At 63.3% G+C, this 26,626-nt stretch carries 19 protein-coding genes; 9 read left to right on the top strand and 10 right to left on the bottom strand.

All coding sequences use genetic code 11. The features are described from left to right. Positions 1 to 15: 15 nt before the first annotated feature. The 6 genes from EK23_RS23860 to bfr form a co-directional block, all read right to left on the bottom strand. The gene (locus EK23_RS23860; protein WP_200892050.1) at positions 16 to 1,188 is read right to left on the bottom strand and encodes a c-type cytochrome; all 1,173 of its coding nucleotides are present in this window, start codon (positions 1,186 to 1,188) and stop codon (positions 16 to 18) included. Positions 1,189 to 1,746: 558 nt separating this feature from the next. Continuing rightward, positions 1,747 to 2,793 carry a c-type cytochrome gene (locus EK23_RS01550; protein ID WP_045223501.1) on the bottom strand — a complete coding sequence of 349 codons (1,047 nt, stop codon included), beginning with the start codon at positions 2,791 to 2,793 and terminating at the stop codon, positions 1,747 to 1,749. Between the two features lie 228 nt (positions 2,794 to 3,021). Continuing rightward, the gene (locus EK23_RS01545) at positions 3,022 to 4,731 is read right to left on the bottom strand and encodes an ankyrin repeat domain-containing protein (protein WP_052807811.1); all 1,710 of its coding nucleotides are present in this window, start codon (positions 4,729 to 4,731) and stop codon (positions 3,022 to 3,024) included. Between the two features lie 46 nt (positions 4,732 to 4,777). Next, positions 4,778 to 6,091, bottom strand: coding sequence for an NAD(P)-binding domain-containing protein (locus EK23_RS01540; RefSeq protein WP_045223499.1), 1,314 nt, complete (start codon positions 6,089 to 6,091; stop codon positions 4,778 to 4,780). Positions 6,092 to 6,572: 481 nt separating this feature from the next. Beyond that, complete coding sequence (locus tag EK23_RS01535; RefSeq protein WP_045223498.1) at positions 6,573 to 6,779, bottom strand: (2Fe-2S)-binding protein; 207 nt, start codon at positions 6,777 to 6,779, stop codon at positions 6,573 to 6,575. A gap of 125 nt (positions 6,780 to 6,904) precedes the next feature. Next, positions 6,905 to 7,372, bottom strand: a complete 468-nt coding sequence (bfr, locus tag EK23_RS01530; protein ID WP_045223497.1) for a bacterioferritin — start codon at positions 7,370 to 7,372, stop codon at positions 6,905 to 6,907. 153 nt (positions 7,373 to 7,525) lie between these two features. Here bfr and EK23_RS01525 point away from each other — a divergent pair, with 153 nt between their 5' ends. The 5 genes from EK23_RS01525 (at position 7,526) to EK23_RS01505 (ending at position 12,977) form a co-directional block, all read left to right on the top strand. After that, positions 7,526 to 8,047 carry a YcxB family protein gene (locus tag EK23_RS01525; protein ID WP_045223496.1) on the top strand — a complete coding sequence of 174 codons (522 nt, stop codon included), beginning with the start codon at positions 7,526 to 7,528 and terminating at the stop codon, positions 8,045 to 8,047. A 37-nt stretch (positions 8,048 to 8,084) separates the two neighbouring features. Beyond that, positions 8,085 to 9,989: an ATP-binding cassette domain-containing protein gene (locus EK23_RS01520; protein WP_045223495.1), complete on the top strand. Its 1,905-nt coding sequence runs from the start codon at positions 8,085 to 8,087 to the stop codon at positions 9,987 to 9,989. Between the two features lie 105 nt (positions 9,990 to 10,094). Beyond that, a complete protein-coding gene (locus tag EK23_RS01515) occupies positions 10,095 to 10,595 on the top strand; it encodes a hypothetical protein (protein ID WP_045223494.1) in 501 nt (166 codons plus the stop codon). A 55-nt stretch (positions 10,596 to 10,650) separates the two neighbouring features. Continuing rightward, a complete protein-coding gene (locus EK23_RS01510; protein ID WP_045223493.1) occupies positions 10,651 to 11,094 on the top strand; it encodes a universal stress protein in 444 nt (147 codons plus the stop codon). 245 nt (positions 11,095 to 11,339) lie between these two features. After that, positions 11,340 to 12,977, top strand: coding sequence for a SulP family inorganic anion transporter (locus EK23_RS01505; protein ID WP_045223492.1), 1,638 nt, complete (start codon positions 11,340 to 11,342; stop codon positions 12,975 to 12,977). Positions 12,978 to 12,993: 16 nt separating this feature from the next. Here the strand turns inward: EK23_RS01505 and EK23_RS01500 are convergent, their stop codons facing one another. The 3 genes from EK23_RS01500 to gltB all read right to left on the bottom strand — a co-directional run bounded on the left by EK23_RS01500 (position 12,994) and on the right by gltB (position 20,734). Next, positions 12,994 to 14,511, bottom strand: coding sequence for a TrkH family potassium uptake protein (locus tag EK23_RS01500; RefSeq protein ID WP_235281875.1), 1,518 nt, complete (start codon positions 14,509 to 14,511; stop codon positions 12,994 to 12,996). Positions 14,512 to 14,539: 28 nt separating this feature from the next. Next, positions 14,540 to 15,979, bottom strand: coding sequence for a glutamate synthase subunit beta (locus EK23_RS01495; RefSeq protein WP_045223491.1), 1,440 nt, complete (start codon positions 15,977 to 15,979; stop codon positions 14,540 to 14,542). 126 nt (positions 15,980 to 16,105) lie between these two features. Further along, the gene (gene gltB / locus EK23_RS01490) at positions 16,106 to 20,734 is read right to left on the bottom strand and encodes a glutamate synthase large subunit (RefSeq protein WP_045223490.1); all 4,629 of its coding nucleotides are present in this window, start codon (positions 20,732 to 20,734) and stop codon (positions 16,106 to 16,108) included. Positions 20,735 to 21,075: 341 nt separating this feature from the next. On the opposite strand from gltB, the gene EK23_RS01485 reads away from it, so the two are divergent. The 4 genes from EK23_RS01485 (at position 21,076) to EK23_RS01470 (ending at position 25,004) form a co-directional block, all read left to right on the top strand. Further along, positions 21,076 to 22,293, top strand: coding sequence for an FAD-dependent monooxygenase (locus tag EK23_RS01485; RefSeq protein WP_045223489.1), 1,218 nt, complete (start codon positions 21,076 to 21,078; stop codon positions 22,291 to 22,293). Positions 22,294 to 22,476: 183 nt separating this feature from the next. Next, on the top strand, positions 22,477 to 22,875 hold the full coding sequence (locus EK23_RS01480; protein WP_045223488.1) for a YMGG-like glycine zipper-containing protein: 399 nt from the start codon (positions 22,477 to 22,479) through the stop codon (positions 22,873 to 22,875). Positions 22,876 to 23,007: 132 nt separating this feature from the next. Then, positions 23,008 to 24,540 (top strand): long-chain-fatty-acid--CoA ligase, encoded by a 1,533-nt coding sequence (locus tag EK23_RS01475; protein WP_045223487.1) that lies wholly within the window; start codon positions 23,008 to 23,010, stop codon positions 24,538 to 24,540. Between the two features lie 80 nt (positions 24,541 to 24,620). Next, the gene (locus tag EK23_RS01470; RefSeq protein WP_045223486.1) at positions 24,621 to 25,004 is read left to right on the top strand and encodes a hypothetical protein; all 384 of its coding nucleotides are present in this window, start codon (positions 24,621 to 24,623) and stop codon (positions 25,002 to 25,004) included. A 78-nt stretch (positions 25,005 to 25,082) separates the two neighbouring features. Here EK23_RS01470 and EK23_RS01465 read toward each other — a convergent pair whose 3' ends face one another. After that, on the bottom strand, positions 25,083 to 26,582 hold the full coding sequence (locus EK23_RS01465) for a DNA recombination protein RmuC (RefSeq protein WP_045223485.1): 1,500 nt from the start codon (positions 26,580 to 26,582) through the stop codon (positions 25,083 to 25,085). Positions 26,583 to 26,626: the final 44 nt, after the last annotated feature.

Below are 26,626 nucleotides of genomic sequence, written 5' to 3'. Positions count from 1 at the left end.
TTCATTGCCGGCCGTTTACTTGAGGCAGGTCTCCGGCGCTTTCTTGACGCTGCGGCTGCCTTCCCGGCCGTTGAGTTGGGCGCTGACTTCGCACGGAACCGTTGAGTCGCTTAGGCTATCGACCTTAGCGTTCCACTTCCCGCTGGGCTGGAGCGGGAACGTGCCCAATTGACTGTCTCCCGCGCCGATGAGGGTGATTTGGGCGCCTTCGCTGTATGCCTTGCGGTCGCTGGCGTTCAGGGCATGACTGAAGTCGACCCGCCCGGACACCAGAAGCGCTCCATCGGACCAGCGCGCACTTTGCACCTTGACCCCGGTGATGGCGCCTTCTTCGTAGCCGCTTCCTGCCGGGAAGACACGGATGCGCACCTTCCAGGGTTTGGATGCCTTGTGGCTATCCGCTGTCTGTTTTGCGCTGAAGCGGACCAGGAAACTTTGGTTGGCCTGCGAACTCGACGGAGTGAACTGATATTGGCCGCTCCAGGCTCCTGACGTGTCAAAATCCTGGCCTTCCGACAGCAGGGATCCGCCCTTGAGCCGGGACGCCTTGATCAGGATGGGAACGTCGTTACAGTCCAGCGCGGATACGGTGAAGGACAGGGTTTGGCCGACCGTCGCGTTCTGCTCGCCGATGGGGAACATGATGGGTTTCGCTTTTGCGGAGGCACCATCGCAACTGGCGGAGGCCGCGGTCGAAGGCGTGGGGCTCGGCGATGCGGTGGGAGTTGGGGAAGCTGTGGGAGCCGGTGTGGCTTTCGGTACTGGGGTTGCGGTGGGGGCTGGCGTGGCCGATGGCGCTGGCGGTGCCGAAGGAGTCGGTGTTGCGGACGGCGCGGGTGTAGCCGTTGGGGCGGGTGTCGGGGTTGCGGTTGGCGCACCAATGTCCGCCTGCCCCCCCATCTCCAGGGCGATGGCATTCAATTCCGCATCAGTAAGGGTGGCGAGGCTGGCCATCATAGGCTGCGTGCTTATGGCGGCTTTGGTCGCGGAGGCGTCTTTCTTACCTTTGAAACTGAAGGGGGCGCCCGCGCCTTTGGGATCGGCGCCGTGACACCCACCGCACTTGGTGGCGTAATCGTTGGCAGCCAGACTGTCGGTGGAAACGGCCGCCGCGGCGAGAGCAAGTGCTGCCATGGGCAGCGAAGCGCGATAAGTCGTTGCGGCTAAAGAAGTTTTCTTGTGTTGCATGGCGTATCTCGTGTTGTCAGCGGAAGCCACGGTGGGTGGCATGACCCGAGACAACACAAGTTGCGTGCCAAAATAATAAAGTTCCCTAGATTCAGATGTCTGGAAGGCCCGGCGTGTGTTTTTGGGCTTGTTGGGGCGGAAAAGTGTCGTGGCGTAGGGACAAATCGTAGCCTTCGGCGTGTCGGGTGGTTTGACGGCGCCTGCATTGGTTACGGCATCAAAATCGCTTAGTCACTGGTTTTATAGGGTTTATAAAGGCTTGGCTGGCCGGTCGGACTGCGACGTCCTCGGGCGTCACGTACTTAGAATAAGCCGATATCTGAGTTATGAAGATTGGGGTGGCGTATTGCCCCGACTTCTTATGTCGGGCATGTCTTACGAGGGCTGGCTGGTGCACCGGATCGCGTGGGGGCAGAGCCGCGCGGTTGGCCGTTAATTCCTTGAGTTTTCAAAGGGACGCACCAGGAAATCGCCGACTTGGTTCAGCGATTTCCTGAATGGATAGGTGTCTCGGCGAATTCCAGGGGCTGCGGATATTGCGTCGTCAAGGGCTTGGGGCTAGCGCGAACAATCCGGGGCCTTTTTCACTGTACGCGGCGTTGCGGACTTACCGTTAAACTGAGCCGAAATTTCACAGGGAACGCCGGACTCAGCCGTGGCCGCGGCTTGCACCGACCATTCGCCGTTGGGTTTGACCGCCGCGGTTGCATATGTCACGGCGCCGCTGGTATCGGTGAGGCTCAGGTTGGTGCCGGATGCCAGGGCTCCGCGCTCCGCAGCATTCAGTGCCTTGCTGAATAGCACCTTGCCCTTGACCCGCAAGTTGCCGTTGGACCAACGCGCGCTCTGGATTTTGACAGCGGTGACGGCGCCGTCGTCGTAGGATGATCCGGCGGGAAACACGCGGATTCGCACTGGCCTTGGGGTGGATGCCTTGCGTTCATCTTCTGTTTCCACCGCGGTGAATTTCACGGTGAACGACTTGTTTGCCTGAGATTGGGTCGGGGTAAACGTGAATATGCCGGTCCAAAGGCCTGAGTCGTCGAAGTCCTGGCTGGTCGCGGGCATGGAACTGCCTTTGAGCTTGGAGGCCTTGATGATGATGGGCACATCATTGCAGTCGACGGCGCTCACGGTAATGCTGAGCGTCTGACCGACGCTGGCATCCTGGTCGGGCAGCGCATTGACGAGCGGCTTGTCCTCGGCGCCGTTGCAGGCGCCGGGGGGCGGTGAGGGCAGCGGTGAAGAGGAAGGGGATGGCGCGGGTGCTGGCGTAGGTGACGCGCTAGGCTCGGGCAGATTATCTTCGCCACCCAACTCCCTGGCGATGTCGTTCAATTCGGCGTTGGTCAGGCCTCGCAAGGCGCCCATCCCGCCACGATCAGCATTGATGGCTGACCTGATCTGCGAGGCCGAACGTCCCCGGCGTTCCGAACTCGCCAAGGGGCCGTGGCAGCTTGAACACGCGGAGGTATAGGTGTTCGCCGCCTCTGCCGGTGGCAGGAGCAACGGGGCGGCGAGAATTGCGCAGAGTCCGGTCCTCAGGGCGTTTTGGAATTTGCGGGTGCGGACGTCAATGATCAGGGAGGGCGGAATCCAGTGCATGGGGCATCTCCATTCTGCTGCGGCATCGCTTGAAGGGCCGCCGCACTGCCCGCGTCGCTGCACTCTCGCGGACACGCGCCAGTCACGGCTTGCGCCATCCTACCATCGGGGTAAAAAGCATCGCAATTTTTGCCTGCCCTAAGAGATTCGCTGGTTCTTCCGTGAATGGAAAAAGGTCGACAGGCCAAGGGCTGGCGGATTCCGCAACGACTGAACTGAGAGGGTTCCCTAGAAAAGTCCTGGCCGGTTGTTGACGCCAGGCCAGTGTTCCAGTGCGTCTACTGCCGCCTGATGAGCGTTGCTTTGCGCCAGGGACAGAGCCGTATCATGATTTCTGTTGCGTAGCGCGGTATCCGCTCTGCCATCGAGCAAGGCACGCACGCTGTCGACATGGCCCTGCGCGGCGGCCAGCATGAGCGCGGTATTTCCCAGATGATTCGCGGCGTCCACGTGAGCGCCACGGCCAAGTAAAAGCTTCACGGCCTCCGAGTGGCCATGGGCAGCGGCTAGCATCAGGGCGGAATTGCCGCCGTGATTGACGGCATTCACCTCGGCGCCCCTTTCCACCAGAACCTTCAGGATATCGGTGCGCCCGGTTCTTGCGGCCAGTACCAGCGGCGTATTGCCGCCGGCATCGTCGGCGTCGATGCCGGCGCCGTGGCTCAGGAGTTCATCGACGAGTGCCGCGTCGCCGTTCCCCACAGCCAGCAGCAAAGGAGTATCGCGTCTGGCGTCGGCCCGATTCGGGTCGGAACCGGCACTCAGAAGGGCCCGTGCCGCCTCTTTGAAACCATGCCGCACGGCGAGGGCGAGGGCTGTCTGACCGTCCTTGCGGGCTGCGTTGCGATCGGCGCCCGCGTTTAACAGCGCTTTGATCACGTCCAGGTGCCCGGCAGAGGCAGCCAGGGTGAGCGCCGAATCGCCGTTAGGATCTTGCGGCTGCGTGGTGGCGCCACCCTGCAACAGGGCTTCCGCGGCTTGCACATGGCCGAAGCTGGCGGCGCGCATGAGGGGCGTTCTGCCGTCGCTGTCGCTGACATCGGGGCGTGCGCCGTGTTCCAGCAATAGGCGAACAATTTCCGCGTGACCGTTCCAAGCCGCCCGGGTCATGGCCGTGTCTCCCCGGGCGTCAGCTGCATTGGGGTCGACACGCTGTGCCAACAAGCCCTTGACCGCCGCGGTATCGCCACGCCAGGCGGCAATCGTGAGCGCGGGCCAGCCCTGATAGGCCTTGTTGTTGTCGAGCGGCGGTGCGTTGCTGCACTTGGCCGGGTTGGCGCTGACCTTCGCGGCTGATGGTCCGAGATCGGTCCGGGCACCGGCCTCTACGAGCAATTGGGCGATGGCTTGATGCTGACTGTCCAGCGCGAGACGGTAGGCGGTGCGTCCTTTGCTGTCGCGGGCATCGATGGCGGCTCCACCTGCGAGGGCGTTCTTGACCGCAGCGATATCGCCGCGGCGTACGGCATCATGCAAAACGCTCCGAGCTTTGCCGACCGCGCCTTGCTCCTCATGCGCGGGGCGCGGCTCGTTCGCGCGGCGCTCAGCCATGGCATGCCCCTGTGCCGCGGCGCGCCGATACCAGCGCTCGGCCTCTCCGCGGTCCACGGCGACGCCCAAGCCTTTTTCGTATACCAGGCCCAGTTCGTACTGCGCCGGGGCGAAGCCCTGCCGCGCCGAGGCGGAAAACCAGCGGCATGCCGTGGCGGGATCCTTGTGTACACCGCGTCCTGTGAGGTAAAGGCTGGCCAGGTGATACTGCGCTTCCGCGTTGCCCTTTTCGGCCATCGGGCGCCAAAGTTCGACAGCCTTGGCATAGTCGTGCCGTTGGACGGCCGAAAGGCCCTGGTCGATTTCGGCGCCCAGAAGGCCTCGGAAAGGCAGGGCAAGGGCGCTTAAGAGTATCAGGGTCTTATGTGAAGACGGGTTCCAGGTCATGTGCGATCCTCGTATGTCGGCCGCGTCCGCGGTCGGGTGCCGGCTGTCAGGGCGTGCCGAACTTGGTTTCTACGGCGATACCGAGTCCTGTGAGAAATTCCGTAGGTAGGACGCCGCCGGCGCAGACGATGACGGCGTCGTTGGGTATTTCGCGCGAGCGGCCCGCGCATTGCACGTGCACCGTGTCGGCCGTGATCTTTTCGAGTTCCGATGGCATGAGCACGCTGAGACGCCCAAGCCTTTCCAACTCCTGGATCTGCGAGCGATTTGCCTCTCGCGCCCGTGAAAAAGCGTCGCCGCGGTAGGAAAGGGTCACCTCGGTATCCGGCTGTTCGGCGATGACCGCGGCGGCCTCCAGGGCGCTGTCGCCTCCGCCGACCACCAGCACGCGCCGGCCCCGGTATTGCTCCGCGTCGATCAGCCGGTATACCACCTTTGGCAGTTCCTCTCCGGACACTCCCAGCTTGCGCGGTGTCCCGCGCCTTCCGATGGCCAGGAGGATGGAGTGGGTTCGATATTGGGCCCGATTGGTGGTTACCAGATAGCCTTGATCTTGAGGGGTAGCGCTTTCCATGCGCTCGCGGTAATGAATCTGCAGCCCGACTTTGCTTTCGATAGCCTGCCAAAATTCCAGCAGCGCCTCCTTGGTGGTCTCGGTCAACCGGACCTTGCCGACCAAGGGCAGTTCCACCGGAGCAGTCATGACGATTTTGCCGCGCGGATACTGAAACACCGCTCCGCCCAAGGATTCCTGCTCGAGGGTCACGAAGCGCAGTCCGCGCTCCTTGGCTGCGAGCGACGCGGCAAAGCCGGCAGGACCAGCGCCTACGATCAGGACGTCCAGGCCGTTTTCGTCGTTTTGCCTGCCGTGCTGGCTGATCGACTCCAGGGCCTGGCGACCCTGCTCGATGGCGTTGCGGATCAGACCCATGCCGCCCAGTTCTCCAGCGATATAAATCCCAGGGATGTTGGTCTCGAAGTCCGGTTTGACCATGGGTATATCAACGCCGCGGGTTTCCGTGCCGAACACGAGGCTGATGGCGTCCACGGGACACGCCGCTTTGCAGGCGCCATGGCCGATGCAATGGGTGGGATTGATGAGCTGCGCCCGGTTATCGATGATGCCGAGGATGTCGCCTTCCGGGCAAGCGCGCACACAGGTGCCGCAGCCTATGCAACGAAAGGCGTCGATCACCGGGTGCAGTGAAACCGGCTCGGTGAGGCCGGCTTCTTCATTGGCGCGCAGAATATCCAGGCTGCGTGCCTGCTTGCGTGCTCGCGTGGAGCCGTAGAGCCAGAAGATGAGAATGAGGGGCGCGGCGTAGACCAGCGCCATCCACAACGGAAAAGGCGACCACATGATTAGAAGTTCCTGCGCCGGCCTGCCGGTAGCGGGTAGCGCGTTGTAAGCAGTTGTCGCAGGTTAACCGATCCATTTCCATCGGTTCAACTGTCGGGAATGCGGGACGCTGGCGGGGGAATAGGCGGGCGGAAGCGCCCGTGTGCGGTTCTCGAGAGAAAAGCGGAATCAGCCCACCCTGGATTTCGCCGCGGCCGTGATCCGGAAACGCAGGTTTCCAATGGCTTTCAAAATCAGTGCAGTGTAGCCACCGGGTTTGGAGTCGCAGACCCGCACGGCATGATCTGCGAACAAATCCCCTGTTCCCAGCCAGACGTGGTGCGGCCGATCAGTAACGGGCTGTCTTGGTCGTTTGATCCCGCCGAGGTTGCGCAATCAGGCGGATGGTTCTTGCGCCGATGTGGCTGTGCACCCGGCGAGGGGCTTGGTCGCCAGATCCAGACGATACCGGGTGAACAGCAGCGCTAGTGGCGCATGCGCGTCATGCCGCCTTGGCCGGCGATACGTCCGGCAGACGGCGCTCCTTGGTGGCTTCGCGTATGATCTCCCGGGCAGCCAATGCGCATTTTCCGCACTGATCGCAAGCCCCGAGACATGCCCTCAATTCCCTCATGCTGCTGACGCGATGTTCCAGGACCGCCTTGCGGATCTGGTGGTCGGTGATGTTCTTGCAGATGCAGATATACATACATTCTCAACCAGGATGTGACCTGGATAAAGCATAGCTTTTTTGAGAATGCTTATCAACCGTCTGGAGCGAAAAATTTAACGCCTCCCGCCAGTCTGTTATGGATTTGACTTATCTTTGTTCGTTCACATCTGGCTTTGCAGGTAATTCTGCAGGCCGATGCGGTCGATCAGGCCGAGTTGGGTTTCCAGCCAGTCGGTGTGATCCTCTTCGGTGTCATCCAGCAATTGCATCAGGATACGCCGGGTCTCATAGTCCTGCGCAGCCTCGCAGGCTTTGATGACCTCCTTGAGGTGCGCGATCACCTTGTATTCGACCCCCAGGTCATTCCTGAGCATTTCCGGGACGTCGCGGCCGATAGCCAGTGGCTCGCGCTTGCTCAGGTCGGGCGTGCCTTCCAGGAACAGGATGCGCTTGATGAGGCTGTCGGCATGCTGGCGTTCTTCCTCCATTTCGTGCTGGGTGTGTTCGTGCAATTTGTGAAAACCCCAGTCGTGATACATGCGGGCATGCGCCAGGTACTGGTCGATGGCGGTCAGCTCGCCGGCGAGCAGGGCGTTGAGGTGATCGATGATGTGTGTCTGGCCTTTCATGACAGGGTCCTGGGAATGGGTTGGCTATGCCGAAATTGAAGCAGAATTGCGTATAATAGTCACCTTTTTACCCTGCGCCGGCCCGCGCAGCGGCGGGTGCCATGAATCCATGCCCTAGCCCCGGGCCGCTGGCGCTGACACCACGGAAATGCCATGACAGAAATAGAATACGAAGTCCGAGAACAGGACCTGATAGCCTTCAACGAGCACCAACTGGAGGGCACGGAGAGGCTCCAGAAAGTCATGCGCCGCCACCAGGCCATCATGCCCGGTATCATCGTCACCGTTTCCCTGTTCCTTTTCTTCTACTTCAAGGACATGCTCTCCGCCGCCTATGTCGGCATCATCGCGGTGGCCTGGGGTATCGGCGTACCGCATATCTTGCGCTGGAGCTGGCGCAAGCAGATCCGCACGACCTACAGCGAGGAGGAAAAAGCCGCGGCGGTGGGGCGCTATACCCTGCGGGTTGATCGCGACCATCTGGTGGAAGTCACCCCGAAGGGCGAGTCCAGGATCGCCTGGGGTGATGTGCTGCGCGTCGAAGTCACCAAGAAGTACGCCTTCGTCTTCATTTCCCTGGATTCGGCCCTGATCATTCCGCGCGCTACCATCACCCGGGGCAATTTCAAGGAATTCGTGATCAAGGCGGACGAGCGCATCGACAAGGCGGCCTGATGCCAGGCGTGCCTTTGCATCCACGGCGGCCGGCGGAATGATCGCGTTCAAGTCGCTCGCGCTGCGCCGGGGTGTCCGGCTGTTGTTCGAGGATGTCAGTTTCACCATCCACCAGGGACAGAAGGTGGGCGTTACCGGCGCCAATGGGGCCGGCAAATCCAGCCTGTTCGCCCTGCTGCTGGGACAACTGCACGCCGACGCCGGTGAGCTGAGCGTTCCGCCCGGGGCGGTGATCGCCCATGTGGCCCAGGAGGTCCAGGCGGACGGCCGGGAAGCCATCGAATACATCATGGACGGCGACACGGAACTGCGTGCGGTGCAGGAGGCGCTGCAGCAGTGCGATGCCGGTAAGGACGGCGTGGCCTATGCCCATCTGCATGCCCGCTATGAAAGTATCGGCGGTTATCAGGCCCGGGCGCGCGCGGCCCGGCTGATGAACGGTCTGGGTTTCCAGGCTGAGGACGAAGCCCGGGCCGTGGCGGAGTTCTCCGGCGGCTGGCGCATGCGCCTGAATCTGGCCAAGGCGCTGATGTGCCGCTCCGACATCCTGTTGCTGGACGAGCCCACCAATCACCTGGATCTGGACGCCGTCATCTGGTTGCAGGAATGGTTGGTCGAGTACCCGGGCACACTGCTGCTGATTTCCCATGACCGGGATTTCCTGGATGGCATCACGGACTGTATCGCCCATCTGGAGAACCAGCGAATAACCCTTTATACCGGGAATTACTCAAGCTTCGAGACGCGCCGCGCCGAGCAGCTCGCCCAGCGCCAGTCGGCCTATGAGAGGCAGCAGCGCGAGATCAAGCACATCCAGTCCTTCGTCGACCGGTTCCGCGCCAAGGCCACCAAGGCCCGCCAGGCCCAGAGCCGCATAAAGGCTTTGGCGCGCATGGAAGTGATCGCCATGGCCCATGTCGACTCGCCCTTCGAGTTCACCTTCCCGGCTCCACGCAAGCTGCCCAGGCCTCTCCTTAGTCTGGATGAGGTGAACGTGGGCTATGCCGGCCGTGCGATTCTCGAAGGCGTGCAACTGAGCCTTGCGCCAGGTGATCGTATCGGGCTGCTGGGCGCCAATGGAGCCGGCAAGTCCACGCTGATCAAGACGCTGGCCGGCGCATTGCCCCTGCTGAGCGGACGCTTGACGCGGGCCCAGGATCTGCAACTCGGCTATTTTGCCCAGCATCAGATTGAGCAACTGGACATGCAGGCCAGCCCGCTGCTGCATCTGCAGCGTCTGGATCCCCGCGCCAGTGAAAAGGAATTGCGCGGATTCCTCGGGGGCTTCGACTTTCAGGGTGACATGGCGCTGGCACCGGTGGCCCCCTTCTCCGGTGGCGAAAAAGCGCGGCTGGCCCTGGCGCTGCTGATTTTTCAGCGTCCCAACCTGTTACTTTTGGATGAGCCGACCAACCATCTTGACCTGGAAATGCGCCATGCGCTGGGCGTGGCCTTGCAGGACTACGAGGGCGCGCTGGTGCTGGTATCCCACGACCGCCATTTGCTGAGGACCGTGACCGACGATTTCTGGCTGGTCGGGGCAGGCCAGGTGCAGGCCTTCGATGGAGATCTGGACGATTATCGTCGACAATTGAACGAGTTGCGCCGTACTACCGCCTCGCTTGGCCTCGACGGCGCAAGTGCGGGCGGCCCGTCGCGCAAGGATCAAAGGCGCCAGCAGGCGGAAAGGCGCTCCCAACTCGGCCCCTTGCGCAAGGCCTTGACGACGGCAGAGGCGCGGCTGGAAAGCCTGTCCCGCGCGCGGCAGGAACTGGAGTCGCAGTTGGCGGTTCCGGGCCTTTACGAGCCCAATCAGAAGGAGCGCCTGAAAGAGCTGCTTACAGCGAAGGCCACGGCCGACCGCGAGGTGGAAATGGCCGAATTGGCCTGGCTGGAGGCGGGGGAGGCCCTGGAAATGGCGGAACGGGACATTCCTGCGTGATCCGGCCGGGCGCGGCGCGCCTTGAAGGGGGATGGCCGGTGCCGGCGCTGGCCGACGGGAGATTTTGGATGGAGATGTATTTGGCACGGCAAGGTGAGACGAATCATGCCCTTGATCCAGCTGTTCATTGATATTTGCCTGTTCAGGCGGGGACCACAGGATGTGCCCGCCTCGCAACTGCTCCTCGGACTGGCGGTGCTGGTCTACCTGACTGTCGGCGTGGTGCTGCTCGGCCTCGAGGGCATGAGCATGGAGGCTGTGCTGCAGGCATTGGTGGAACTCCTGATCCTGCTGGGGTTTGTCTGGGGTAATTTAAAATTTTTGCGGCTGCAAAAGCGCTTTGTGCAGACGGCTATTGCCATGCTGGGTGCGGATGCCCTGATCAGCAGCCTCGCTATTCCTCCCGTGGCCTGGATGGCCTATTCGGCGGGTGCCCGCGGCGCTTACCTGCTGCTGTTGCTACTGATGCTCTGGCACCTGGCCGTGGTCGCTCATATACTGCGTCACGCCCTGTCGCGGCCATTGGGCGTGGGAATCGGCCTGGCCGTCGTCTATGTGGTGGCGAGCTATCAGGTCATGTTAACCCTTTTTCCGCCCGCCGCCTGAACGGCGGAGGGCGCGCTACCTGCGCTCCCCGCTCCATCATTACACTGGAGGAATCATGGAAAGCTACCGCAAGATCCTGCTGGCGACGGATTTCAACGAGCACAGCGACCAGGCCGGAGCGCGCGCCATGGACCTGGCCCAGCGCCACCAGGCCGAGTTGAGCGTGCTGCATGTGGTGGAAAACCTGCCCATCGGTGATGCGGCCTACGGCCCCATCGTCCCCTTCGACATCGACCTGACCGACCAGATGATGGACGCGGCCCGCGTCCGCCTGAAGGAACTGGGCGAGCGCCTGGGAGTTCCGGAAAGCCGGCAATTCGTGGAAATTGGCAGCCCGAAGGGTGAAATCATCCGGCTCGCCGAGGACCTAGGCGCGGACCTGATCGTGGTGGGCTCCCATGGCCGTCACGGCATCGCCTTGTTGCTGGGATCCACTGCCGCCAGCGTGGTGCATCATGCCCGGTGCGACGTGCTTGCCGTCCGCCTGCGCGAGCCCTGATCCAGCGCCATCGGTCATTTCGGCCCCGTGTCAGGCACACGCGCGGCGCGCAGGGCCCCAACTCGCCGTCCCCGTGTGTTACGCTCTCGCTCCAGGACTTGGGCCTGAAAGCGAGACGCTTCCGCGCGCTCATCCCCGTGGCAGGCATCGCCTCCGTTCAGGTTCGCGCTTCTCTTGAAGTGGGCTGATGCCCATCAGACAGACCCGGCCCCGCACCCCACCCAATCTTGACTCCAGGAGTCCCCATGGATCGTCCCGTGTTGTCCAGTCTTGCGGCAAAGCCCGCTTTCGATGGATTGAAGAAAACCTGGCGCTGCGATGTCGTAGCCGGATTTCTGGTCTTCCTCATCGCCCTGCCATTGTGCCTCGGGGTGGCTGTGGCCTCCGGCTTTCCGCCGATGTCGGGGCTGATTACCGCCGTCATCGGCGGGCTATTGGTTTCCCGCATCAACGGCTCTCACCTTACCATCACCGGTCCTGCGGCCGGACTGGTGGTGGTCATTCTGGGTGCCGTGGATGCGTTGGGCGAAGGTGACCCCATGGCCGGTTACCGCCGCACCTTGGCCGCCATCGTCGTGGCGGGAGTCATCCAGGTGGTGCTGGGCCTGCGCAAGGCTGGCCGTCTCGCCGCCTTCTTTCCCAACTCGGTGGTCCACGGCATGCTGGCGGCCATCGGCATCATCATCATGATCAAGCAGATTCCGGTCATGGCCGGCGTCGGAACCGAGGCTGGACCGAGCCTGCTTGCGGACCTGGCGGCGCTTCCCCACGGGCTGGCCTTCTTCGTGCCGGAAACGGCCTTCATTGCCCTGGTCGGGCTTGCGATCCTGGTCGGCTGGCCGCTGGTCAACGCCCGTTTCCTGCGAAAAATCCCGGCGCCCCTGCTGGTGATCCTGTCCGGGATGGTGCTGGGGAAGCTATTCGGCCTGGCAGATCTGCACCCCGGAGACGCCTTCATCGTGCCCAAGGACCTGCACCTCGGCCCCGATTTCCTGGTGGCGATACCCGACAGTTTCCTGGCGAGCATCAGCTTTCCCGATTTTTCCCGCGTCCTGACCCTAGCATTCTGGCAGAGCGTCATCGCCATCTGCCTGGTTGGGAGCCTTGAGACCCTGCTCAGCGCTGCGGCGGTGGACAAGCTCGATCCCCGTCAACGGCAGAGCGACCTGAATCGGGACCTTTGGGCCGTGGGAGTCGGAAATGTGCTTGCCGGCCTGATCGGCGGCCTTCCCATGATCGCCGAGGTGCTGCGCAGTTCCGCCAACGTGGACGCCGGCGCCGAGAGCGGCTGGTCGAACTTCTTTCATGGGCTCTTGTTGCTGGTGTTCGTGTTGGCTTTTCCTCATGTGATCGGCGTCATTCCGCTGGCCTCGCTGGCCGCCCTGCTGGTCTACAGCGGCTTCCGCCTGGCCTCGCCCCAGGCATTCGTCCGGACCATGGACTTGGGCCGGGAGCAGATGGCCCTGTTTCTGATCACCATCATCGGGGTGCTGGCGACCAATCTGCTGGTGGGCGTACTGATCGGGGTCGCCGCCAAGCTGGTGCTGCATGTGGGGCGGGGCGTGCCCCTGCGCAATCTCCTCGCGATTTCCTATCAGGTCGAGCATACGGAGCCGGGAACCTGCGTCGTGCGTGTTAGGGGATCGGCGATCTTCTCCAATTTCCTGGCCCTGAAAAGCGAGCTGGCGGGATTTCCGGCGGGCAAGTCCATCATTTTCGATCTGACGGATGCGTACCTCGTCGATCATACCGTGATGGAGTTCATCGAGCAGTTTCGTGAGGACTGTGTCGCGAAGGGCGGCCGTTGCGAGATTCACGGCATCGAGGCGCACACGGCCGCCTCGGCGCATGAATTGTCGGCGCGGATCAACCGGCCGCGATAGGCCGCGCCGTGAGGAACTATTTGCGCCAGAACGCGGGGGTGAACAGGATCAGGGCGGTGAAAACCTCGATGCGTCCCAGGAACATGGCCAGGGAACACATCCAGGTCTGGAAGTCGGTCAGGCTGGCAAAGTTGGTGGCGGGTCCCACCTGGTTGAGGCCGGGGCCGGCGTTGTTGACGCAGGCCAGGATGGCGCTGAACGAGGAAACGATATCGAGACCGCTGATGACCAGCGCCAGGGTCAGGATCACGATGCTCATGAAATAGACGAAGATGAACCCCAGGATGGACAGCAGGATGCTGGAGGGAATCACCATCTTGCCCAATTTGAGGGGATTTACCGAGGTCGGGTGGGTGAGCAGGAACATCTGCATCTGGCTCTGCTTCACCAGGATCAGGGTGCGCATCATCTTGATGCCGCCGCCGGTGGAACCGGTGCAGGAGGTGATGCAACTGAGGAACAGCATCCACAAGGGCGCGAAGATGGGCCATTGGTTGAAATCCACGCTGGCGAACCCGCAGTCGGTAGCAATGGATATCAGATTGAAACTGGCATGCCGCAGGGCGGTCCAAAAGTTGCCATAGGTGCCGGTCAGGAACAGATAGAGGGCGATACCGACGCAACTGCCGAGGCTCAGAAGGAGGAAGGGTTTGGCTTCGATATCGTGCTGGTAGGGGTGCAGGCTCTGGCTGCGCAGGGCCAGAAAATGAGTCGCGAAGTTCATGCCTGCGATTAGCATGAATAGGCTTAGGACGACCTCAATGGCCACCGAGTCGAAATAGCCGATGTTGGCGTCATGGGTGGAGAAGCCTCCCAGTCCCATGGTGGCGAAAGCGTGGCAAACCGCGTCCAGCCATTCCATCCCCGCCAGCCGGAGCGCCAAGATGCAGGCCAGGGTGATGCCGGCATACACGAGCCACAGATTTTTGGCGGTCTCGGTGATGCGCGGCGCCAGTTTGCTGTCCTTCATGGGCCCCGGGGTTTCGGCCATGAACATCTGACGTCCGCCGACTCCCAGTACCGGCAGAATGGCGACGGCGAGTACGATGATCCCCATGCCTCCGAACCAGTTCAGTTCGTGCCGCCACAGATTGATGGCGGGCGGCAGGTTGTCCAGTCCCGCCAGAACCGTGGCCCCCGTGGTGGTGAGCCCCGACATGGTTTCGAAATAGGCGTCGGTGAAGGAAAGATCGCGGATGTAGGACTTCAGCGGGAAGGTGGAGAAGGCCGCCATTCCCAGCCAGGCCATGACCACCAGCAGGAAACCATCCTTGGATTTCAATTCCCGGACATAGTCGCGGGCGATGATCCACAGCACGCCTCCGCAGCCGAAGGTCAGCAGCATGTCCTCCACGAACAGCACCAGGGTGCCATCGTCGAAAACCAGCGAGGTCACGATGGGCATCAGGTAGGTGACACTGAAGACCATCAGCATCAGGCCGAAGACCCGCGCCAGCGAAAACAGCCGGATCAGGGTCGGCGGCAGACTGCTGGCGCTGTGCTGGGAAAAGGCTGCGCTCTGGCTTCGCGGCATCTTGGCGGGAATCCGGCGCTGGCCCAGTTCAGCGCGGCAGTTCCGTGGCGCCCATCAGGTATTCGTCCACGGCGCGTGCCGCCTGGCGGCCCTCGCGGATGGCCCACACCACCAGGGACTGTCCGCGGCGCATGTCGCCGGCGGCAAACACCTTGTCCACCGAGGTGCGGTAGTCGTCGGTGTCGGCCTTGACGTTTCCGCGTTCATCCAGAGCGACGCCCGATTCCTTGAGCAGACCTTCGTGTATCGGATGTACGAAGCCCATGGCCAGGAGCACCAGGTCGGCCTTGAGGGTGAACTCGCTGCCGGGAATCTCGTTCATCACCCAGCGTCCGCCCGCCTGCTTCCATTCCACGCGCACGCAGTGGATCGCGGTGACTTTGCCGCCCGCGCCCTCCAGTTTCCGGGTGGCGACACTCCATTCGCGCGCACAGCCCTCCTCCTGGGAGGTGGATGTGCGCAGCTTGTTGGGCCACTCCGGCCAGGTTAGGGACTTGTCTTCCTTTTCCGGGGGCTTGGGCAGGATTTCCAGCTGGGTCACCGAGGCCGCACCGTGGCGGATGGAGGTGCCAATGCAGTCGGAGCCGGTATCGCCGCCGCCGATGACGATGACGTGCTTGCCGGTGGCGAGTATGGCGGCATCGTCCGCGATCGAATCGCCGGCCACGCGCTTGTTCTGTTGCGGCAGGAACTCCATGGCGAAATGCACGCCGTCCAGCTCGCGCCCAGGCACCTCGAGGTCGCGCGGCTTTTCCGAGCCACCGGTGAGGACGATGGCATCGTACTGCTCCATCAGCGAATCCAGCGGGATGTCCTTGCCGATATGGCTGTTGGGTCGGAACACCACGCCTTCCGCCTGCATTTGGGCGATGCGGCGGTCGATCAGATGCTTTTCCATCTTGAAGTCGGGAATGCCGTAGCGCAGCAAGCCGCCGATGCGGTCGGCCTTCTCGTAGACCACCACGGTGTGGCCGGCCCGGGCCAGTTGCTGGGCGCAGGCCATTCCCGCGGGTCCGGAGCCGATGATGCCCACGCGCTTGCCGGTGCGGCGGGCGGGAATCTGCGGCTTGATCCAGCCTGCCTCCCAGGCGCGGTCGACGATGCTGCACTCGATGCTCTTGATGGTCACCGGTTCGTCGGTGAGATTGAGCGTGCAGGCCGCCTCGCAGGGGGCCGGGCAGATGCGCCCGGTGAATTCCGGGAAGTTGTTGGTGCTATGCAGTACCTCGATGGCTTCCTGCCAGTTGCCCTGATAGACCAGGTCGTTCCAGTCGGGAATGATGTTGTTGATGGGGCAGCCCTTGTGGCAGTAAGGAATGCCGCAGTCCATGCAGCGCGCGCCCTGCTTGCGCACTTCCTCTTCGCTCAGGGGGATGACGAACTCGCGGAAATGCTGGATGCGGTCGCCAACCAGCGTATAACGCCGATCCTGGCGTGAGATCTCCATGAACCCCGTAGGCTTGCCCATTCTTCTTTTACCTCAATTCAATTGATGTCGTGCCGGCGGGCGGCGCTGGCCGCCCAGGCCTGGCTCACGCGCGGGAGGGGTCGCGCGCGCCTGTTCCCACGCGCGCGGCGACTTGGCGGTCTTGTCTCAATGGTGGAGTCCGGACTGCACCTGGCTCTGCCGCATCTTCTCCAGGGCCTGACGGTAATCCACCGGCATGACCTTGACGAAGCGGGGCGCGTAGCTGCTCCAGTTTTCCAGGATGTGGCGGGCGCGCTCGCTGCCGGTGTAGCGGCGATGCCGCTCGATGAGGTTGCGCAGGCGCCGGACATCGTTGCAGGTCATGTCGCGCATGATGTCCACCAGGCCGTGGGTTTCCAGGTCGCCGCCCTGGTGGTCCAGGCTTTCCAGTGCTTCGTCCTCGGAAGGAATGGGCTCCAGTTCCACCATGGCCAGGTTACAGCGGCGCTCGAAATCGCCGCCTTCATCCAGAACGTAGGCGACGCCACCGGACATGCCCGCCGCGAAGTTGCGGCCGGTCTGACCCAGCACCACAACGCAGCCGCCGGTCATGTATTCGCAGCCGTGATCGCCGACCCCTTCCACTACCGCGATGGCGCCGGAATTGCGCACCGCGAAGCGCTCCCCGGCGACACCGCGGAAATAGCACTCGCCGTTGATCGCGCCGTAGAGCACGGTGTTGCCGACGATGATGTTTTCCTCCGGCACGATGGGGCAATCCTTGGAGGGGTAGATGACGATACGCCCGCCCGACAGGCCCTTGCCCACGTAGTCGTTGGCCTCGCCCTGCAGTTCCACGCTGACGCCCGCGGCCAGGAAGGCGCCGAAGCTCTGGCCCGCGGTACCCTTGGCGAGGATGGAAATGGTGTCTTCCGGCAGGCCCTCATGCCCGTAACGCTTGGCGACCTCGCCGGACAACATGGCGCCGAAGGTGCGGTTGTAGTTGTGGACCTCGGTCTCTATCTTGACCGGCTTGCGTTCTTCCAGGGCTGGTTTGGCCTGCTCGATGATGACGCGGTCCAGGGCCTTGTCGAGGCCGTGATCCTGACGCTCGCAGTTGGAGATGGCAACGCCCGGTCCCGCCTCCGGCTTGTGCAGGATCTTGGATAGGTCGATCTTGGAGGCCTTCCAGTGGGAGATGGCGCGGCGCATGTCCAGGGCTTCGGAGCGGCCGACCATCTCGTTGACGGTGCGGAAGCCCAGTTTGGCCATGAGCTGGCGCAGTTCCTCGGCGACGAAGAAGAAGAAATTGACCACGTGTTCTGGCTGGCCGGTGAAGCGCTTGCGCAGTTCCGGATCCTGGGTGGCCACGCCCACCGGGCAGGTGTTCAGATGGCACTTGCGCATCATGATGCAGCCCTCCACGATCAGCGGAGCGGTGGCGAAGCCCACTTCGTCCGCGCCCAGCAGGATGGCGATGGCCACGTCGCGGCCGGTGCGCATGCCGCCGTCGGCCTGCACGCTGATGCGGCCGCGCAGCTTGTTCAGCACCAGGGTCTGGTGGGTTTCGGCCAGGCCGATCTCCCAGGGCAGGCCTGCGTGTTTGATGGAAGTGATGGGGCTGGCGCCAGTGCCGCCGTCATAGCCGGCGATGGTCACGTGGTCCGCGTGCGCCTTGGCGACGCCGGCGGCGACCGTGCCCACGCCCACTTCCGACACCAGCTTGACGCTGATGCGGGCCGCCGGGTTGACGTTCTTCAGATCGTGGATGAGCTGCGCCAGATCCTCGATGGAATAGATGTCGTGGTGCGGCGGCGGCGAGATCAGCCCTACGCCCGGGGTGGAATGACGCACCTTGGCGATGACGCTGTCCACCTTGTGGCCCGGCAGCTGACCGCCCTCGCCGGGCTTGGCGCCCTGGGAGATCTTGATCTGGATGTCGTCGGCGTTGACCAGGTACTCGGCGGTGACGCCGAAGCGGCCGGACGCCACCTGCTTGATGGCCGAGCGCATGGAATCGCCGTTGGCCAGTGGCTTGAAGCGCTCCGGCAGTTCGCCGCCCTCACCGGTGTTGGACTTGCCGCCGATGCGGTTCATGGCGATGGCCAGGGTGGTGTGCGCTTCGTAAGAAATGGAGCCGAAGGACATGGCGCCAGTGGCGAAGCGCTTGACGATCTCCTTGGCCGGCTCGACTTCGTCCAGGGGGACGGGTTCGGCGGCGAACTTGAAGTCCATCAGGCCGCGCAGGGTCAGCAGATGTTCGTTCTGCTCGTTGATGATCTGCGCGTATTCGGCGTAGGTCCGGGCATCGTTGGCACGGGTGGCGTGCTGCAGCTTGGAGATGGTCTCCGGCGTCCAGATGTGGTCCTCGCCGCGTACCCGGTAGGCATATTCGCCGCCCACGTCCAGGGCATTCTGGTAGATGGGGGCGTCCCCGAAGGCGGCGCGGTGGCGGCGCACGGTCTCCTCGGCGATCTCCAGGATGCCGGCTCCGTCGGTGGTGCTGCTGGTGCCGGTGAAGTACTCGTCCAGGAAGGCCTCGCTCAGGCCGATGGCATTGAAGATCTGGGCGCCGCAGTAGGATTGGTAGGTGGAAATGCCCATCTTGGACATCACCTTGAGCAGGGCCTTGCCTATGGCCTTGATATAGCGCTTGTGCACCTCCTCCTCGGAGAGTTTCTCCGGCAGGCGCTCGCGCAGATCCGACAGGCTGTGGAACGCCAGATACGGGTTAACCGCCTCGGCGCCATAGCCCGCCAGCAGGGCGAAATGGTGCACCTCGCGCGCCTCGCCGGTTTCGATCACCAGGCCAACCTTGGTGCGCAGGCCCTTGCGGATCAGATGATAGTGCACCGCCGAGGTGGCGAGCAGGGCCGGGATGGCGATATGGTCCGCATCCACGCGGCGGTCGGACAGCACCAGGATGTTGTTGCCGTCGTGCACTGCCTGTTCGGCCAAGGCGCACAGGGCCTTAAGCGCGGGTTCCATGCCGGCGGCGCCGGTTTCCGCTGTGTAGACCATGCTCAGGGTCTTGGTCTTGAAGGCGCCGGCGGTGCGCGTCTCGATGCGGCGGATCTTCTCAAGGTCCTGGTTGGTCAGGATGGGCTGGTGCACTTCCAGGCGCTTGTGGCTGCCGCCGTCGGCCAGGCCCAGCAGGTTGGGGCGGGGGCCGATGTGCGAAACCAGGGACATGACCAGTTCCTCGCGGATCGGGTCGATGGCCGGGTTGGTCACCTGGGCGAAGCCCTGCTTGAAATAATCGTAGAGCAGGCGCGGGCGGTTGGAGAGTACCGCCAGGGCCGCGTCGGTGCCCATGGAGCCTACCGGCTCCTGGCCGGTCAGAGCCATGGGTTGCAGGAAGAACTTGATGTCCTCCTGGGTATAGCCGAAGGCCTGCTGCCGATCCAGCAAGGTCTTGGTGTCGGGCGCCATGGCTGCCACTTCCGGCGGCAGGTTGTCCAGCGGGATTTGGGTTTCATCCAGCCACTTCTGGTAGGGCGCGCGGTTGGCCAGCTCGGCCTTGATCTCGGCGTCATCGATGATGCATCCCTTCTCCAGATCGATAAGGAACATCTTGCCGGGCTGTAAGCGCCACTTCTTGACGATCTTGTGCTGGGGAATGTCCAGCACGCCCATCTCCGAGGCCATCACCACGTGGTCGTCGTCGGTGATCAAATAGCGCGCGGGCCGAAGGCCGTTGCGGTCCAGGGTGGCGCCAATCTGGCGGCCATCGGTGAAGGCCACGGCGGCGGGGCCATCCCAGGGTTCCATCAGGGCCGAGTGATACTCGTAGAAGGCGCGGCGCTTCTCGTCCATCAGCGGATTGCCGGCCCAAGCTTCCGGGATCAGCAACATCATGGCGTGCACCAGGGAGTAACCGCCGGTGACCAGCAGTTCCAGGGCGTTGTCGAAGCAGGCGGAGTCGGACTGGCCTTCGGCGATCAGCGGCCAGACTTTGTTCAGGTCATCGCCCAGCAGCCCCGAGGACATGGAATAACGGCGCGCGGCCATCCAGTTGATATTGCCACGGACGGTGTTGATCTCGCCGTTATGGGCGATCATCCGAAACGGGTGCGCCAGGTCCCAGGTGGGGAAGGTGTTGGTGGAAAAACGCTGATGCACCAGGGCCAGGGCAGAGATCAGGCTGTCGTCCTGCAGGTCCAGGTAATACAGGCCCACCTGGTCGGCCAGCAGCATGCCCTTGTAGACCAGGGTCCGGGACGAGAAGGACGGAATATAGAAGGCGTTGCCATTGTTCAGGGCCAGGTCGCGGATGGCGTTCTCGGCCTGTTTGCGGATGACGAACAGCTTGCGCTCGAAGGCGTCCTGGTTCTTGCAGGCGTCCCCGCGGCCGATGAACACCTGCCGCACCACCGGTTCGACCTGCCTGACCGATTCGCCCAGGCCGGTGTTGTCCACCGGCACGTCGCGCCAGCCCAGAACGCGCTGGCCTTCGCCGTTTACGAAGTCCTCGATGATCTTTTCGCAGCGGTGCCGTTCTGCGGTATCTGTCGGCAGGAATACCATGCCCACTGCGTAATCGCCGGGCGCAGGCAGATCGATGCCCAACTCGCCGCAACGGGCGCGCAGGAAGGCGTCGGGAATCTGGATCAGGATGCCCGCGCCGTCGCCGGCCAGCGGATCGGCGCCCACGGCGCCACGGTGGGTGAGGTTCCTGAGGAGTTCCAGTCCCTGCCGGATAATGCTATTAGTCTTCTTGCCTTTGATGTGGGCGATGAAGCCGACGCCGCAGGCGTCATGCTCGTTGCGCGGATCATAAAGGCCCTGTTTGGCAGGGAAAGCACTGTAACTCATGTTTTTACCTCGTTCGGCGGCGTGTGGGCCAGGGCCCGCACAGTTTCGCGTCGGGGGAGAGTGAGCGGGTCGGTCATCAAACCGACCGACTTCTCCACGGTGGCCGTAAGTTCTTATTTTGATGATGTTCCTGGGGTTTCAAACGTACCCCGCGAACAAATGGGCGGAGACTATATGGAATCCGGCCAAGATTTTCAAGTGGCCGGGAAACGCAGCATTGCCCGAAAACCATCTTAAGCCCTCGGGCTATCGATTGCACCGGCAAAAGTTGTCAGAGCCTGCTCATTCCTTTTAATTTATTATTCGTGATTCTTGAACGAGGACGATGTGAGGGAAATGCCATGAACGAACAGTACGACATCGCCATCATCGGTGGGGGCATGGTGGGCGCCGCCCTCGGCTGCTGCCTGGGCGACAGCGGACTGCGGGTGGCTGTGGTGGAGGATGCTCCGCCCGAGCCCTTCGCGCCGGAGCAGCCCCACGACTTGCGTGTCTCCGCCATCAGCATCGCCTCCGCGAGCATCGTAAAGACCGTCGATGCCTGGAAGGGGGTAGCCAGTCGCCGCTACTGCCCGTTCCGCCGCATGCGGGTGTGGGAAGACCGGGGCGATGTGGAATTCCGCAGCGAGGACATCAACGAACCCTTGCTGGGCTATATCGTCGAGAACCGGATCTTGCAGTTGGCCCTGCTCGAGCGCCTGGCGGAGTTCTCCAACGTGGATTTTCTTTGCCCGGCCCAGACCCGGAGCATCGAATATTCCGGCCAGCAGTCCGCCATCCAGTTGCAGGATGGACGCACATTCTCGGCGCGTCTGCTGGTAGCGGCCGACGGCGGCTATTCCAGGGTGCGCCAGGCCGCGGGCATGGGCGTGAGCGCCTGGGATTACGAGCAGCACGCCCTGGTGCTCACCGTGGAGACGGGCTACGGCCAGCAGGACATTACCTGGCAGCGCTTCGTGCCCACCGGGCCCCTGGCCTTCCTGCCGCTCACGGGGCCTCATGCCTCCCTGGTGTGGTATCACACGCCGGACGAGGTGAAACGATTGAAGGCGCTGGACGACGACGCATTGCTCGCGGAACTGCTGGCAGCTTTCCCCGCCGATCTGGGCGAGGTGAAGCGCATCACCGCGCGCGGCAGTTTTCCCCTCAAGCGCCAGCATGCCCTGCGCTACATCAAGGAAGGCGTCGCCCTGATCGGCGATGCGGCGCACATGATCCATCCCCTGGCGGGGCAGGGGGTCAATATCGGCCTCCTGGACGCCGCCGCCCTGGCCCAGGTGCTGGTGGGTTCGCATCGGCGCGGCGAGGATTTCGGCGCCATGCGGGCCTTGCGCGAGTACGAAAGGATGCGTCGCAACAACAACCTGGTCATGATGACCACCATGGATCTGTTCTACCGGGTGTTCGGCAACATCCACCTGCCAGTCAAACTGCTGCGCAACCTGGGACTCGGCCTCGCCGAGCGCATCACCCCCGCCAAGCACCTGGCCATGCGCTACGCCATGGGCCTGGGTGGCGAATTGCCACGCCTGGCGCGGGGCGAGGGCATCCTGGGCTGAGTCCCGTTTGTGATACGGGTTTGAACCGTCTGCGTGCGGTACTGTCGAAGGTAACAATACGCAGCGCTTCGAGCCCATCCGGCTTATCAGGGGCGCGGCTGCTTTGCTATAGTTGATGCATCACGGTTCGTTGCCCTCTGCGGCCCATCCTTACTCTTCTTTTTCTCAACACGAGCGACATCCATGTTCAAACTGACTGCGACTGCCATCGCCGTTCTCGCAACGGCCATCATTGCTACCGGTTGCGCCACCTACGGCGGCTACCAGCCGGTGGTTGACACTTACAACGACCCCAATGCCTATCGCCTGCAGCAGGATCAGCAGGAATGCAGCATGTTGGCCAAAGAGGCCGCCAGCACCGGGACCGAGGCCGCCAAGGGCGTGGCTGGCGGTGCCTTGCTGGGCGCTGCCGCGGGCGCGGCCATCGGCGCGGTGGCTGGCAATCCCGGCGGTGGTGCTGCGATAGGCGCGGCTGCGGGCGGTCTTGGCGGTGGTACCTACCAGGGCTACGACGCCGACAACCAGTACAAGCGCGCCTATATCAATTGCCTGCGCAACCGCGGGCATAATGTCGTGAACTAACAGGCCGTACCGGAATCCGGGGCGACGCCCCTAAACGGGGAGAACCTCGGAACACAAGCCCGCCGGCTTCGGCAGTCGGCGGGTTTGCTTTTTTTCTGCGTTCCGGTTATGACCACTGAAGGAGAATCCCGCATGTCTTCTCTCGCCCACGCCTTTCGCGAGTCTGCGGCGCGTCATGGCAGCCGCCCAGCCATTCTCGTTGATGGCGGCGCGCTGAGCTACGCCGAACTGGACCGGTTGTCGGACAGGCTGGCGGCTTCCCTGGCCCTGCAGGGCATCGTCAAGGGTGATCGCATCGGCTTGTACTGCCCGAACGGCGCCGAGTTCGCCATCGCCTATCTCGGCATTCTCAAGGCGGGGGCCGTGGTGGTACCGCTCAATCTCCTGCAGAGCACGGTGGCCCTGAGCTTCATCCTGCAGGATGCGCAGGCGCGTGGGCTGATCTATCACCAGGCCTTCGGCGAGGCCGCGGCTGCCGTCCGGCAGGCGGTCGGTTGCGTGGAATTTTCGGTCTGTATTGGCGAGCCGCCATCCGGGGTCCTAAGTTGGGCCGACTTGATCGGCACGGGGGACGCGCCGCCCGATCCGGCGTTCGATGCGCGTGAAGACCTGGCGGCGATTCTGTACACCTCGGGCACCACCGGGCATCCCAAGGGCGCCATGCTGACTCACGGCAATCTGCTGGCCAACACGGGGAGCGTGCGGGATGCCTGGGAGTGGCAGGCGGGGCGCGACGTGGTGCTGTTGGTGCTGCCCATGTTCCACGCCTTCGCGGCCACCGTGGGGATGTTGTCGCCCCTGTTGGCCGGCTGCGCCCTGGCGCCCCTGGCGCGCTTCGATCCGGACCTGGTGGCGCAGACGGTGCATGATGCCAAAGCCACCATTTTTCTCGGCGTGCCCAGCATGTTTTCGGTCTTGTTGCGCCTGAAGCCGGAGCGCGTGGCGCAGTTTGCGAGCCTGCGCTTTTGTGTCGCCGGCGGCGCGGCCCTGCCGGTGGAGGTGCTGCGGCGTTTCGAGAGCCAGTTCGGCGTGCGCATCTATGAAGGTGACGGTCCCACCGAATGCTCGCCGGTGACCTGCGTCAATCCGGTGGGCCGGCTGGCCAAGCCGGGTACGGTGGGGATTCCGGTGCCGGGGGTGGAGATGCGCATCGTGAACGATGACGGGGCGGAACTGCCCCGGGGCGAGGTGGGCGAAATCGCGGTGCGCGGCGCCAATGTGATGAAGGGCTATTGGAAGCTGCCGGAGGCGACCGCCGAGGTATTTCGCGACGGCTGGTTCCTGACCGGCGATCTCGGCATCGAGGACGAGGACGGCTATTTCGCCATCGTCGACCGCAAGAAGGACCTGATCATCGTCAACGGCATGAACGTCTACCCGCGGGTGGTGGAGGAAGCCCTATACAGTTTTGCCGGCCTGCGCGAAGCCGCCGTGGTGGGTGAACCCCATGACCTGCATGGGGAAATCCCCATTGCCTATGTGGTGCTGGATCCGGCCTGCAGCGCCGGCGAGGCCGAAATCCGGGCCTATTGCCGGGAGCAACTGGGCCGCCATGAGGTGCCCCGCCGCATCGTGATCCTGAAGGAATTGCCGAAGACCGCCACAGGCAAGATCCTCAAGCGGGAATTGCGCCGCCACGGGGAGATCGAGCGTGGCGTGAAATAGGTTTGGAACTGGCGGGCGCGCCTCACCATCTGCTAAGGTTGGCGCTGGACAATCAACCCCGATAAGTAGAGGGAAAACCCATGCGCAACGCCTTGCTCTTTTTCCTGCTCGCCCTGGTTTCGTCTGCTGCTTCCGCCGCCCGCGGCGTCAGCCACCACGGCGGTCCCATCCTGCACTGCGACCCGCCGCAATTCTTCGATGAGTCGCCGGTCAAGGAGTCCTCCGCGCCTTCGTTCCAGCAATTCACCGTGACGGCGTCCGATAACACCGATCCTGCCACCATCCAGGTGTGGGTGAACAATCAGCCGGTGGAGGTCAAGGTGAGCGAGCAGCGCAGTGGCCGCTACCTGGTGGAGGGCAGCCTGGCAGCGCCCATCACCAGCGGCAAGGCTTGGGTGAGGGTGACCGGCGACAGCAAGGACGGCTGCGACGAGTTGTATGTCTGGACCGTCCATATCCGCTGATGAGGTTGTGAAAAAATCGACTGCGCGCCCCGTTCGCTGCGACTTCTTACAACCTCTAAGTTGAACTGAGGCCAGGCCTCAGGCGCCCGCTTCCGCCTCCTGGCCGAATAGCGCGACGGGTTCGTCGGCGGCGGTCAGATCCTCCAGCAGGCCCTGGGCCTGCTCCACGGGTAGGGATTCCACCTGGCGCAGCTTGCGGTCGATGGCGCGGGTGCGCGTCTCGGCGGCATCGATGCTGTTGCGCGCCTCGTCCAGCTTCTTCTTGGTCTTGGCCAGCACATCGCCGAATTTGCCGAACTCGGTCTTGACCGCGCCCAGGACCTGCCACACCTCGCCGGAGCGCTTCTCGATGGCCAGGGTGCGAAAGCCCATCTGCAGGCTGTTGAGTATGGCGGTGAGGGTAGTGGGGCCGGTGACGGTGACCCGGTATTCCCGCTGCAGGTAGTCGAACAGGCCGGGGCGGCGGATCACCTCCGCGTAGAGGCCTTCGATGGGCAGGAACAGCAGGCCGAAGTCGGTGGTGTGCGGCGGCTCCAGGTATTTGTCGCGGATGGTTTTTGCCTCGCTACGGATGCGCGTCTCCAGGGCGCGGCCCGCCTCGTCCATGCCCGCCACATCCCCAGCCTCCTGGGCTTCCAGCAGTTTCTGATAGTCCTCCAGGGGGAACTTGGCGTCGATGGGCAGCCAGACCGTGGTACCCTGGTCGTCGCGGCCCGGCAGGCGGAGGGCGAATTCCACGCGTTCGCTGCTCTTGGGGCGCGTGGTCACGTTGCGCGCGTACTGCTCCGGGCTGAGGATCTGCTCCAGCAGATTGTCCAACTGCACTTCACCCCAGGTGCCCCGCACCTTGACATTGCTGAGCACCTTCTTCAGATCGCCCACGCCGGAGGCCAGGGTCTGCATCTCCCCCAGTCCCTTGTGCACCTGCTCCAGGCGGTCGCTGACCAGCTTGAACGATTCCCCGAGGCGCTGCTCCAGGGTGTTGTGCAGTTTCTCGTCCACGGTCAGGCGCATCTGCTCCAGTTTCTGGTTGTTGTCGCCCTGCATGGCGGTCAGCCGCTCTTCGACCGATTGGCGCAGGGTGTCCATCACCTCCACATTGCGCTGGGTCAGTTGCTGCAACTGCAGGCCCAAGGACTCACCAAAGCTTTTTAGGCCTTCCGCCTGCTCGGCGCGGCCCTGGCGCGCATCCAGTTGGACTTGCCCCAGGCGCTCATCCAGCAGGCGGCGGATCTGCTCCGCCTGTTCCCGCTGGGTCTTCTGAAAACCCGCAAGCTTGTCTTCTACGGTCGCCCGAAATTGTTCCTGCTGCCCGAGCAGGGTGTGACTCAGGCGGTGCAGCGCGTCGTTCAGTTCCTCCCGGTTCTGCCGCAGGGTCTCGCCGGTTTCCCGGCGGTTGCCGGCCATCTCCTCACGCAGCAGGCGCTCCAGGCGTTCGTCGCTGGATTGTTTCAAGGCCAGCGCGGCCTGCACGGCTGTCATGCGGCCTGACAGGCGCGCCAGCTGCCAGGCGAGCACCAGCAGCAGGAGCAGGCAAAGCGCGGCGGCCGCCAGCGGCCAAGGCATGTCGATGGGCATAAGCGGTACCTCGGTTGCCGATTGGATGGTGCGGGAGGATAATT

The organism is Methyloterricola oryzae (assembly GCF_000934725.1).
GTDB lineage: Bacteria > Pseudomonadota > Gammaproteobacteria > Methylococcales > Methylococcaceae > Methyloterricola > Methyloterricola oryzae.
The sequence above is the reverse complement of the archived record's forward strand: the minus strand, read 5'-3'. Positions and strand labels throughout refer to the sequence as shown.

Excerpts from the sequence above, each read along its gene's own strand:
- EK23_RS01545 (WP_052807811.1), bottom strand. The coding sequence starts at position 4,731 with ATGACCTGGAACCCGTCTTCACATAAGACCCTGATACTCTTAAGCGCC.
- EK23_RS01510 (WP_045223493.1), top strand. The coding sequence starts at position 10,651 with ATGGAAAGCTACCGCAAGATCCTGCTGGCGACGGATTTCAACGAGCAC.
- EK23_RS01485 (WP_045223489.1), top strand. The coding sequence starts at position 21,076 with ATGAACGAACAGTACGACATCGCCATCATCGGTGGGGGCATGGTGGGC.
- EK23_RS01505 (WP_045223492.1), top strand. The coding sequence starts at position 11,340 with ATGGATCGTCCCGTGTTGTCCAGTCTTGCGGCAAAGCCCGCTTTCGAT.
- EK23_RS01540 (WP_045223499.1), bottom strand. The coding sequence starts at position 6,091 with ATGTGGTCGCCTTTTCCGTTGTGGATGGCGCTGGTCTACGCCGCGCCC.
- EK23_RS01495 (WP_045223491.1), bottom strand. The coding sequence starts at position 15,979 with ATGGGCAAGCCTACGGGGTTCATGGAGATCTCACGCCAGGATCGGCGT.
- EK23_RS01465 (WP_045223485.1), bottom strand. The coding sequence starts at position 26,582 with ATGCCCATCGACATGCCTTGGCCGCTGGCGGCCGCCGCGCTTTGCCTG.
- gltB (WP_045223490.1), bottom strand. The coding sequence starts at position 20,734 with ATGAGTTACAGTGCTTTCCCTGCCAAACAGGGCCTTTATGATCCGCGC.
- EK23_RS01535 (WP_045223498.1), bottom strand. The coding sequence starts at position 6,779 with ATGTATATCTGCATCTGCAAGAACATCACCGACCACCAGATCCGCAAG.
- EK23_RS01475 (WP_045223487.1), top strand. The coding sequence starts at position 23,008 with ATGTCTTCTCTCGCCCACGCCTTTCGCGAGTCTGCGGCGCGTCATGGC.
- EK23_RS01470 (WP_045223486.1), top strand. The coding sequence starts at position 24,621 with ATGCGCAACGCCTTGCTCTTTTTCCTGCTCGCCCTGGTTTCGTCTGCT.
- EK23_RS01480 (WP_045223488.1), top strand. The coding sequence starts at position 22,477 with ATGTTCAAACTGACTGCGACTGCCATCGCCGTTCTCGCAACGGCCATC.
- EK23_RS01525 (WP_045223496.1), top strand. The coding sequence starts at position 7,526 with ATGACAGAAATAGAATACGAAGTCCGAGAACAGGACCTGATAGCCTTC.
- EK23_RS01550 (WP_045223501.1), bottom strand. The coding sequence starts at position 2,793 with ATGCACTGGATTCCGCCCTCCCTGATCATTGACGTCCGCACCCGCAAA.
- EK23_RS23860 (WP_200892050.1), bottom strand. The coding sequence starts at position 1,188 with ATGCAACACAAGAAAACTTCTTTAGCCGCAACGACTTATCGCGCTTCG.
- EK23_RS01500 (WP_235281875.1), bottom strand. The coding sequence starts at position 14,511 with ATGCCGCGAAGCCAGAGCGCAGCCTTTTCCCAGCACAGCGCCAGCAGT.
- EK23_RS01515 (WP_045223494.1), top strand. The coding sequence starts at position 10,095 with ATGCCCTTGATCCAGCTGTTCATTGATATTTGCCTGTTCAGGCGGGGA.
- EK23_RS01520 (WP_045223495.1), top strand. The coding sequence starts at position 8,085 with ATGATCGCGTTCAAGTCGCTCGCGCTGCGCCGGGGTGTCCGGCTGTTG.
- bfr (WP_045223497.1), bottom strand. The coding sequence starts at position 7,372 with ATGAAAGGCCAGACACACATCATCGATCACCTCAACGCCCTGCTCGCC.